The organism is Streptomyces silaceus (assembly GCF_001419745.1).
GTDB lineage: Bacteria > Actinomycetota > Actinomycetes > Streptomycetales > Streptomycetaceae > Streptomyces > Streptomyces silaceus.
In genome coordinates this window covers 1-8,809 of record NZ_LIRJ01000351.1, presented here as the reverse complement: position 1 = coordinate 8,809, position 8,809 = coordinate 1, and the positions used below count along the sequence as shown (strand labels likewise).

Here is an 8,809-nt window from a genome sequence, read left to right as displayed (position 1 = left end):
CGCGGGCGCCCGCGGCGTCGGAGAGCGGCACGACGGGGCGGGCCGGTTCGATGTAGCCGAGTTCGGTGTACGTGGCGGTGGCGGGGCCGGTGAAGTCGACGAAGCACTCGTCCCAGCCGGTGTCGGGGTCGGGGCCGTAGTGGTGGCGTACGCCGGGGGTGAGCCAGATCAGGGCGGGTGCGGTGACGGTGGTGCGGCGGCCGTCGGCGCCGCGGAACCAGCCGCCGCCCGCGCTGACCACGACGGCGACGTGGTGGTCGAGGGTGCGGGGGCCGACCGTCGGCAGGAGGCCGTGCTGGAGGCCGACGCCGAGGCAGGCGAGGCCCAGTTTGTGATGGGTCGGGCTGGGAGTGAAATACCGCATCCACGTGTGGTACATCCGCGTGCGCCCCTTCCGGTGCGGTCCTGGCCCGGCCCGCTCGCCGCATCGTCCGGATGCGGGTTGTTCCCTCGCTGCGTCCAACCGGACCCGATCTTTGTCCATGGACCCTGCTGCCCGCCAGAGGTGATCGTGGGCGAGACGTGAGCGAGAGGACGCGATGAACGGGTTCAGGGTCGGCGAGGACGATTTCGAGCTGGACGGGCGGCCGGTGCGGCTGCTGTCGGGCGCGCTGCACTACTTCCGGGTGCACGAGGCGCAGTGGGGGCACCGCCTGGCGATGCTGCGGGCGATGGGCCTCAACTGTGTGGAGACCTACGTCCCGTGGAATCTGCACGAGCCGCGTCCGGGCACGTTCCACGACGTGGAGGCGCTGGGCCGTTTCCTGGACGCGGCGCGGGAGGCGGGCCTGTGGGCGATCGTGCGCCCGGGGCCCTACATCTGCGCGGAGTGGGAGAACGGCGGTCTGCCGCACTGGCTGACGGGTGCGGTGGGGGCACGCGCGCGGACCCGTGACGAGGAGTATCTGGGGCATGTGACCCGCTGGTTCCGGCGGCTGCTTCCGCAGGTCGTGGCGCGCCAGCACCGCGGGGACGCCGCCGGGGACGGTTCCGGCGCGGGCGGTCCGGTGATCATGGTGCAGGTCGAGAACGAGTACGGCAGCTACGGCTCGGACCAGGTGTATCTGCGCCGCCTCGCGGACCTGCTGCGCGCCGAGGGCGTCACCGTTCCGCTGTGCACGTCGGACGGTCCCGAGGACCACATGCTGACCGGCGGTTCGATCCCGGACGTCCTGGCGACGGTGAACTTCGGTTCGGGGGCCCGCGCCGGCTTCGACACGCTGCGCAGGCACCGTGCCAAGGGTCCGTTGATGTGCATGGAGTTCTGGTGCGGCTGGTTCGACCACTGGGGCGCCGAGCACGTCGTGCGGGACGCCGCCGACGCGGCCGGGGCGCTGCGGGAGATCCTGGAGTGCGGGGCGTCCGTGAACCTCTACATGGCGCACGGCGGCACGAACTTCGCGGGCTGGGCGGGTGCCAACCGGGGCGGTGGCGCGCTGCACGACGGGGTGCTGCAGCCGGACGTCACCTCGTACGACTACGACGCGCCGGTGGACGAGTTCGGCCGTGCCACGGAGAAGTTCTGGGCGTTCAGGGAGGTCCTGGCGCGGTACGCGGCGGACCCGCTGCCGGAGCCGCCCCCTCCGCCGCCGTCGCTCGGCGCGCCCGTGTCGGCTCCCCTGACGGACTGGTGCCCGCTCGACGCGGTCCTGGACGCGCTGGGCTCCCCCGAGTCGGAGCACGCGGTCCCGCCCACGTTCGAGGAGCTGGACGTGGACCGCGGTCTGGTGCGGTACGCGGTGACGCTGCCGGGGCCGCGCGAGCCGTATCCGCTGAGCGTGCGCGGTCTTCGGGACCGGGCGGTGGTGTACGTCGACGGGGTGCGGGCCGACGTCCTCACGGAGGGCACCCCGACGCTGGCCTCTCCCGTGGCCGGGCACGCGCGCGTGGAGCTGTGGGTGGAGTCCTTGGGGCGGGTCAACTACGGGCCGCGCACGGGTGAGCCGAAGGGCGTCACCGGGGGCATCCTGCACGAGCGGCAGTACGTGCACGGGGTGCGGGCGCGCGCCTTGCGCCTCGACGCGTTCGACGTGCCGTCGGCGGTGCGGGCGCTTCCGGTGTCGGGGCCCTCCCAGGGCCGCCCCGGCCTGTACCGGGGCGTCGTGGAGGTCGGCTCCCCCGGCGACGCGTCGCTCGAACTCCCCGGCTGGACGCGCGGGTTCGTCTGGCTGAACGGCTTCAACCTGGGCCGCTACTGGTCGGCGGGCCCGCAGACCTCGCTGTACGTCCCCGGCCCGGTTCTCCGGGAGGGCCCGAACGAGGTGTGGGTGCTGGAGCTGGAAGGGGCCGGGGAGCGGGTGGACCTGAGCTGAGGCTCCGCCACCGCGCCGCGCACGCAGACGCCGGACGGACTGTTCCTCCAGTCCGTCCGGCGTCTGCGTGCGCGGCCCGGAGTCCTACAGCTCGATCACCTCGAAGGCGTCGAGGACGAACTCCGCCTTGCCGTCGTCGCCCGTCTTGCGCAGGCCCACCCAGGCCTCGCCCTCCGCGGGGGCGGTGAACTCGTAGGTCAGGGTGGTGGGAACCGTGGCGACGGGGAGTTCCTCGCGGGAGAGCTCGCGGGGCGCCGGCGCGTCCACCGCCGTGACCCACGCGTACTGCCCGGCCTTCTCGTTCTCGTAGCGGAACGACACCCGGTAGCGCCGGCCGGCCGCGAAGCGGACGGTGTGCGGCACGGTCCGGTAGACGAGCCCGTCGTTCTCACCGCGCGACTTCAGCGAGTTGGTGCCGTCGATGACGTCGTCGATCGCCTTGCCGTTCCAGCCGCGCTGCGTGTACGGCGCGTGCCGCTGCGCGATGTGCGTCCGCGGGTCGGTGACGTCACCGGCGTCGCCCTTCACGAACGGCCCCCACCCCTGCGGCACGTGCTCGAAGTCCTCGCGGACGAGCGTGGCCCGGGGCAGGTCGGCGGGCCGTGTGGTGGCGACGACCCGTACGTTGTCGAAGCGCACGCGCGCGTCGCCGGCCGCGGCCCGCAGGGTCAGCTCGGCCGGGCCCCCGCCCTCGGGGACGGTGAAGTACGTGAACATCCGCTGGAAGCGGGTCCCGTGCTTGCGGTCGGCGGCGACGTAGTTGCCCGCGGTGGACGTCGTGGTGGAGTTGACCGCGGTGACGCCGTCGGCGGTGCGCACCTCCAGCGAGGCCTCGCGCCGCTCCCCCGCCTTCTCCCCGACCTCGACCTGCACGGAGGCGACGTACGTACCGGCCTTCAGGCGGGCCAGTCGCTGCCCCACCGCCGCCGCGCCGCCCGCGCCGACGACCAGTTCGTGGTCGCCGAGCGCGCTGAGCTCGACGGAGGCGGGCCCGCTGACCTTCCAGCCCTTCAGGGAACCGGAGTGGAAGCCGGGGTCGTGGAGCGGGGTGCCCTGGCCCCACCGGGGGTCGGGCAGGGCGGCGGCACGGTCGCGGTAGAGGACGTAGGGCTGCTTGGCCTCGGCGTCCAGCGTGACCTTTCCGCCCGCTACGGAGACGTACGACTCGAAGACCCTGCCCTGGTCGGTGAGCTTGTACAGGGCGACGCGGGAACGGTTCGCCCACGCGCGCGGGAGGCGCCAGCTGCTGCTGCCGCCCGACGGGTTGTAGTGGTACAGCTTGGCGGGGTCGGTGGCCTTGCGGGGCTCCCAGGGCAGCAGATAGCGGCCCTCTTCGTAGACGACGCGTCCGTCGGTGGTGATGCGCCGGGTGCCGCCGCTGTCGGAGACCGTCGTCGCGGCGCCGGACCGTGCGTCTCCGAAGAAGGCGATCTCGTGCTCCCCCCAGGTCTTGATGGGGTACGCCTGGAGGTACTTGGCGGGCAGGGAGTGCGTCCAGATCAGCTCGTAGAAGGCGTGCCAGTCGGTCTTGCCGACCCAGCCCTCGAAGTTGCCCATGCGGGCGATGCCCAGGAGGGTGGGCCACTTGTCGGCGAAGACGTCCTTCTGGTGGTTGCGGACGAAGCGGATCAGGCGGGAGTTGATGCCGCGCGAGGTGTCGCCGCCGTAGTCGGGTTCGGTGGCCCAGTGCGACCAGATCGCGGAGCGCTCGAAGCCGTGGCCCCACTCGGTGGTGATCGTCCAGCCCTGTTCGCGGAAGGCGCGCTGGAGGCGGTCGGAGGTCCAGCCGGACTCGCGGAACACGTCGATGTAGAGGGTGTTCAGGCCGCCGTGGGTCTGGGCGCGCAGATCGGCGAAGCGCTTGACGATGTCTCCGGAGACCAGGTCGCGGCGCTGGTCGATGCGGTAGCTCTGGTCGAGCCAGTCCCACTGCTCGTTGCTCTTGTCGACGAGCTTGTCGGAGAAGGCGTTGGCGACGGGGTAGGACTCGGTGGCGTTGACGTGCACGCTGAAGTCGCTGTTCCACTTCTTGCCCTCGCGGACCAGCGTGTTCAGGTCGTCGAGGCCGCCCGCGCGCGTGTTGTAGTTGTCCGCGTAGTCGGGGTGGGCGGAGTCGTGGCCCTCGGACTGGTAGCCCTTGAGGAGCGTGTACTGGCGCAGTCCGTCGGTCGCCAGGTGGATGCGCTTGACGTTGTCGAGCGTGGCGAGGAACGGGTTGGTGGCCTGCGAGGCGAAGTTGAAGGGGATGTGCGGGACGACCCGCAGGTGCTGCTCGTCGGCGCCGAGCGGGGTCACCATGATGTCGCGGAAGGCGATCGCGGCGTCCTGCCAGTCGACCTTGCCGTCGCCGTTGCGGTCGCCGGTGATGACGACCGTGGCGTACGGGAGGGGTTCGGTGGCGTCGACGGGCGCGGTCGCGGCGCGGTGCGTCCACTGCCCGGGGCTCAACCGGGCCTCTACGTAGTCACCGGCTTTCACCGTCTCACGCCACAGACGGCCGTTCTCCCAGGTGGTGCCTGCCTCGCTGGTGGGCTTGTCGTAGACGGTGTTCGTCTCGATCGCGCCGCCCAGCCCGTCGTGCGCGACGACGGCGTACGCGCAGCCGGTGGCCGCCTCGGCGGGGGTGTCCTTGGCGGGCCGGACGAGGGTGTCGCCGCTCTTGGCCTTGTCCAGCTGCACCTTGGCGGCGAGGAGGGCCGCGCCGGGCTGGTCGCTGCGTACGGAGAGCAGGGACAGGCCGGGGATGCGCAGGGTGCCGACGCGCAGCGCGTCCGTGTCGGCGATCCTCGTGACGCGCCAGTGGACCTGCCGGCCCTCGACCGCGATCTCGACGTCGACGCGGGTGCCGCCGTCGAAGGCCAGGGCGTACGCGACGCGCTTCCTGCCCACCGTGGCGGTGACCTTCGGGGTGTGCGCGGTCTCGTCGACGAGGACCGTGGTGACGGCGTCCGCCCGGCCGTGCAGGACGGCGCCGGACGCGCGGTCGGTGTACGAGACGACGCGCGGGAAGTCGGTGGCGACGCGCACGTCGAGGTCGGCGGAGCGCAGCACGGTGTCGGCCGCGGGGCGCGCGCCGGACGCGGGCGCGGCCAGCGCGCTGCCGCCCGCCCCTACGGCGACCCCGATCCCGGCGATCGCGCCCGTGGCGACCACGGCTCTGCGGCTCGGCCCGGACGTGTGTGACGGCAGCATGGGGCACCCCTCCACGGGACGGAACATCGGACGGATCATCGGACGGAACGCCGCACGGAACACGACGGATTTCGTGCCGATCACGATGCGCCGGGCGGAGCGAACGCGCCCATGGACAAAGGAGGGACAGGTGTTGGACTTACCGCGCGTCGGGGTCCGACGCCGGGCGCGGGGCCCTCGCGACGAGGTGGGCGAGGTGAGCGAGGGGGTGTACACGGCGACGCGGGGCGCCCGCAAGGAAGCGGACGCCCCGCGCCGGAGCCGTGGGGTGCGCGTGCGCATGGACTCGGGTGCGCTCCGCGCACGCGGCTCACATGCGAGTGGAGGCGGGTCCGGTCAGAGCTCCGACGCCGCCTTCTCTATGTCGGCCGCGAAGGTCGACACCTCGGTGTAGACACCGGGGAACTTCGGCCGCGCGCAGCCGTTGCCCCAGCTGACGATGCCGACCTGGATGTACTCGCCGGCCTCGTCCTTGCGGAACATCGGGCCGCCGGAGTCGCCCTGGCAGGTGTCCGTGCCGCCCTCGGCGATCTTGCCGGCGCAGAGCTCCTCGCCGGGCGTCAGGTCGGCGCCGTAGGCGGCCTCGCAGTCGGCGTCGCTGACGAAGGGAACCTTCGCCTTGAGGAGGTAGCGCTGCTGGTCGCCACCCTCCTTGTCGGCACCCCAGCCGGCGATGTCGAACTCGCCCTCGTTGTACTTGGTGTCCTTGGCGATCTTCAGCGTGGGCTGGTCGATCGGCTTCTCCAGCTTGATGAGCGCCCAGTCCTTGCCCTTGCCGTTGTAGCCGGGGGCCTGCAGGACCTTGGTGGACTTCACGCTGATCGCGTCCGGGCTCTCCAGGTCCACGACACCGCCGGTGGCCGTGATGCTGGTGTTGTCGCCGGAGCCGTCCACACAGTGGGCGGCGGTCAGCACGATGTCCTTGGCGTACAGCGCGCCGCCACAGCCCATCGAGAGACGGACCATGAACGGGAATTCACCCTGCTCGGCAGGGGTGCCGCCGACGACACGCTCGCTCGGCGGGGTGGGCTTGGGAGCCGCCTGGGCGGCGATGGGCTGAAGGCTGACGGCGGCGAGGCCGATCGCACCGAGGGTGGCGGCTCTCTTCACTCCACGCAGCTTGGTCTTCAACTGACTTCCCTTCGTGGGGGGTTTGTGGGGGGTCGCACGCGTGACGGGCCCTTGCCGTCCCCGCAGGGTGCGCGTGGATGGCATGAGCCCGCCAAAGCGTTGTTGCGGATTATGGAGATCGGTGTCCGCTCAGGACAAGGGGCGGTTTTCGGCCACGGCATGTCGCGCGGCACTGCCCCGGGCGGCGGCAACCCCCGTACAGTGGGACCGAGTTGCGGTGTCCCGGGAAGCTGTCTCAGGGGGTACGGACGTGACGGTCGGCGGCGGACCTGTGGTGCACGGCTACCCCCATCTGGAGACCGTGCGAGCCTCCGTCACCGCGCTCTACAAACGCCTTTCGTACGACACCGTCCACGCCTTCGACACGAGCGTCACCCCCGCCGACGTGGCCTTCGGCGACCAGGACGACCTGCACCTCGGCGTGCAGCGGATCGCCCGCGAGATGGTCCGGCACCTGCGGCTGCCCGACGCCCGCATGATCGTCAGCTTCCGCGAGATGGAACACGCCGCGTACGTCGAACTCGCCTCGGGGCCCGAGTACTTCATCGAACTGAACGACCGCTTCCGTAGGCACCGCAGGGACATCGGCGCGGCGCTCGCCCACGAGGTCATGCACGTCTATCTGCACCGGCTCGACCTCTCCTTCCCCGGCACGCGCGACAACGAGATCCTGACCGACACCGCCACCACGTACCTGGGAGCGGGCTGGCTGCTGCTCGACGCCTACCGCGAGGACGGCGCGTCCTCCCAGAAGCTCGGCTATCTCACGCCCGAGGAGTTCGGATACGTCCTGGCCAAGCGGGCGTTGACCTTCGGCGAGGCGCCGGAGACGTGGTTCACCAGCCCGCAGGCGTACAGCGCGTACACCAAGGGGCTCGCGCAGGCCCGCCGCGACGGGCAGCAGCCGCCGCTGACGGCGGCGGGGTGGGCGGGGCGGCGGCGGTACGCGAAGGACAAGCGGTACGCCCGCGAGCAGGGCGGCGCCGCGGCGTCGGGCGGGCCCTACGCCTTCTCCGTCGACGGCGGGGCGCTGCGGGTGTCGTTCCCGTGCCCCACCTGCCATCAGCGGATCAGGGTGCCGGCGCGGGGGCGGGTGCGGGCTCGGTGCGGGTTGTGTCGGACGGTACTTGAGTGCGACGCGTAGGCGTCGCGACTACCGCTCTCCTTTCTGCCGCTCCCCCTACTGCTGACCGGCCCAGTGCGCGGGGCGGTCGAGGGAGTCGGAGATCCTGGTGCGGTCGTCGCCCTTCGCCGCGTTCACCTGCGTCTGGGTGAGGAAGAGCGCGCCGGTGAGGTCGGCGCCGCGCAGGTCCGCGTCGCGGAAGTCCACGCCGATCAGGTCGGCCGCCCGGAGGTCGGCGTCCCGCAGGTCGGCGCCGATGAGGTAGGCACCGCGCAGGTCCGCGCCCTTGAGGTCGGCGCCCTTGAGGCGGGCTCCGATGAGGTCGGCGCCCCGGCGGTTCTTCTTCTTGCCGCCCTTGCGCAGGTGTTCGGCGCGGACGAGTTCGCTGGTGCGCAGGAGGAGGATGTTGACGTCCTGGCGGTGGGCGGCCACGTCGGTGGCGGCCACGGCCTCGGGGGTGGCCTCGGTGAGGCGCTCCGTCTCGGCGAGGACGCGCTTCAGGTCGGCGGTGATCGGACGGGTCTGCGGGAAGGTGAGCGCCTGGGTCACGTACCAGAGCAGTTCGTGGAGTTGCCGCATGATCGGGAAGACCTCGAACATGCGGCGGGCCGTGGCCGGATCCTGACGCCAGTCGCGGCCGCCGAAGGTGCCCTGGGAGACGTGCTGTCCGGCGCCGAAGCAGTCGTAGACGGTGCAGCCCCGGTAGCCCGTGTCGCGCAGCTTGTCGTGGATGCCGCAGCGGTTGTCGGCCTGGAGGTTGGTGCAGGGCTTGCCGGCGTCCTTGTTGACGGGGAAGTCGGAGGACGCGGAAAAGGTGAGGGCGACACAGCAGAGCCCAAAACAACTCCCACAGTCGGCCCGCAACAGAGGCAACGACATGACCCAGGCTCCTTAGGGGGTTACGGGATGGTACGGGCCCATTGTGCGGGACCTACGCGACGGACTCGGCCTCGGGGCGGGACCGCGGGCGCCTGGCGGGGCGCCTTGGGCGGTGCGCGGTCTGCCGTCTCGGGTGCGGGGTCGTGGGCGTCTGCGCCTTGGGGTGCTGCGC

General features: G+C 71.8%; 6 protein-coding genes. 2 read left to right on the top strand and 4 right to left on the bottom strand.

Annotated elements, in window-relative coordinates; genetic code table 11:
* Positions 1-379, bottom strand: a 379-nt coding sequence (locus AOK22_RS28855) for an AraC family ligand binding domain-containing protein (protein ID WP_208606460.1), incomplete at its 3' end; no start/stop codon positions are given.
* A 160-nt stretch (positions 380-539) separates the two neighbouring features.
* Here AOK22_RS28855 and AOK22_RS28850 point away from each other — a divergent pair.
* Complete coding sequence (locus tag AOK22_RS28850) at positions 540-2,312, top strand: glycoside hydrolase family 35 protein (RefSeq protein WP_055701658.1); 1,773 nt, start codon at positions 540-542, stop codon at positions 2,310-2,312.
* Positions 2,313-2,396: 84 nt separating this feature from the next.
* Here AOK22_RS28850 and AOK22_RS28845 read toward each other — a convergent pair whose 3' ends face one another.
* Together AOK22_RS28845 and AOK22_RS28840 are read right to left on the bottom strand one after the other, a co-directional pair.
* The gene (locus tag AOK22_RS28845; protein WP_055701659.1) at positions 2,397-5,504 is read right to left on the bottom strand and encodes an endo-alpha-N-acetylgalactosaminidase family protein; all 3,108 of its coding nucleotides are present in this window, start codon (positions 5,502-5,504) and stop codon (positions 2,397-2,399) included.
* Positions 5,505-5,840: 336 nt separating this feature from the next.
* Positions 5,841-6,635, bottom strand: coding sequence for a S1 family peptidase (locus AOK22_RS28840; protein ID WP_055701657.1), 795 nt, complete (start codon positions 6,633-6,635; stop codon positions 5,841-5,843).
* Positions 6,636-6,885: 250 nt separating this feature from the next.
* On the opposite strand from AOK22_RS28840, the gene AOK22_RS28835 reads away from it, so the two are divergent.
* Positions 6,886-7,779, top strand: coding sequence for a hypothetical protein (locus AOK22_RS28835; protein ID WP_055701656.1), 894 nt, complete (start codon positions 6,886-6,888; stop codon positions 7,777-7,779).
* Between the two features lie 36 nt (positions 7,780-7,815).
* On the opposite strand, the gene AOK22_RS28830 is transcribed toward AOK22_RS28835, so the two are convergent.
* Positions 7,816-8,637 carry a pentapeptide repeat-containing protein gene (locus AOK22_RS28830; protein WP_055701655.1) on the bottom strand — a complete coding sequence of 274 codons (822 nt, stop codon included), beginning with the start codon at positions 8,635-8,637 and terminating at the stop codon, positions 7,816-7,818.
* Positions 8,638-8,809: the final 172 nt, after the last annotated feature.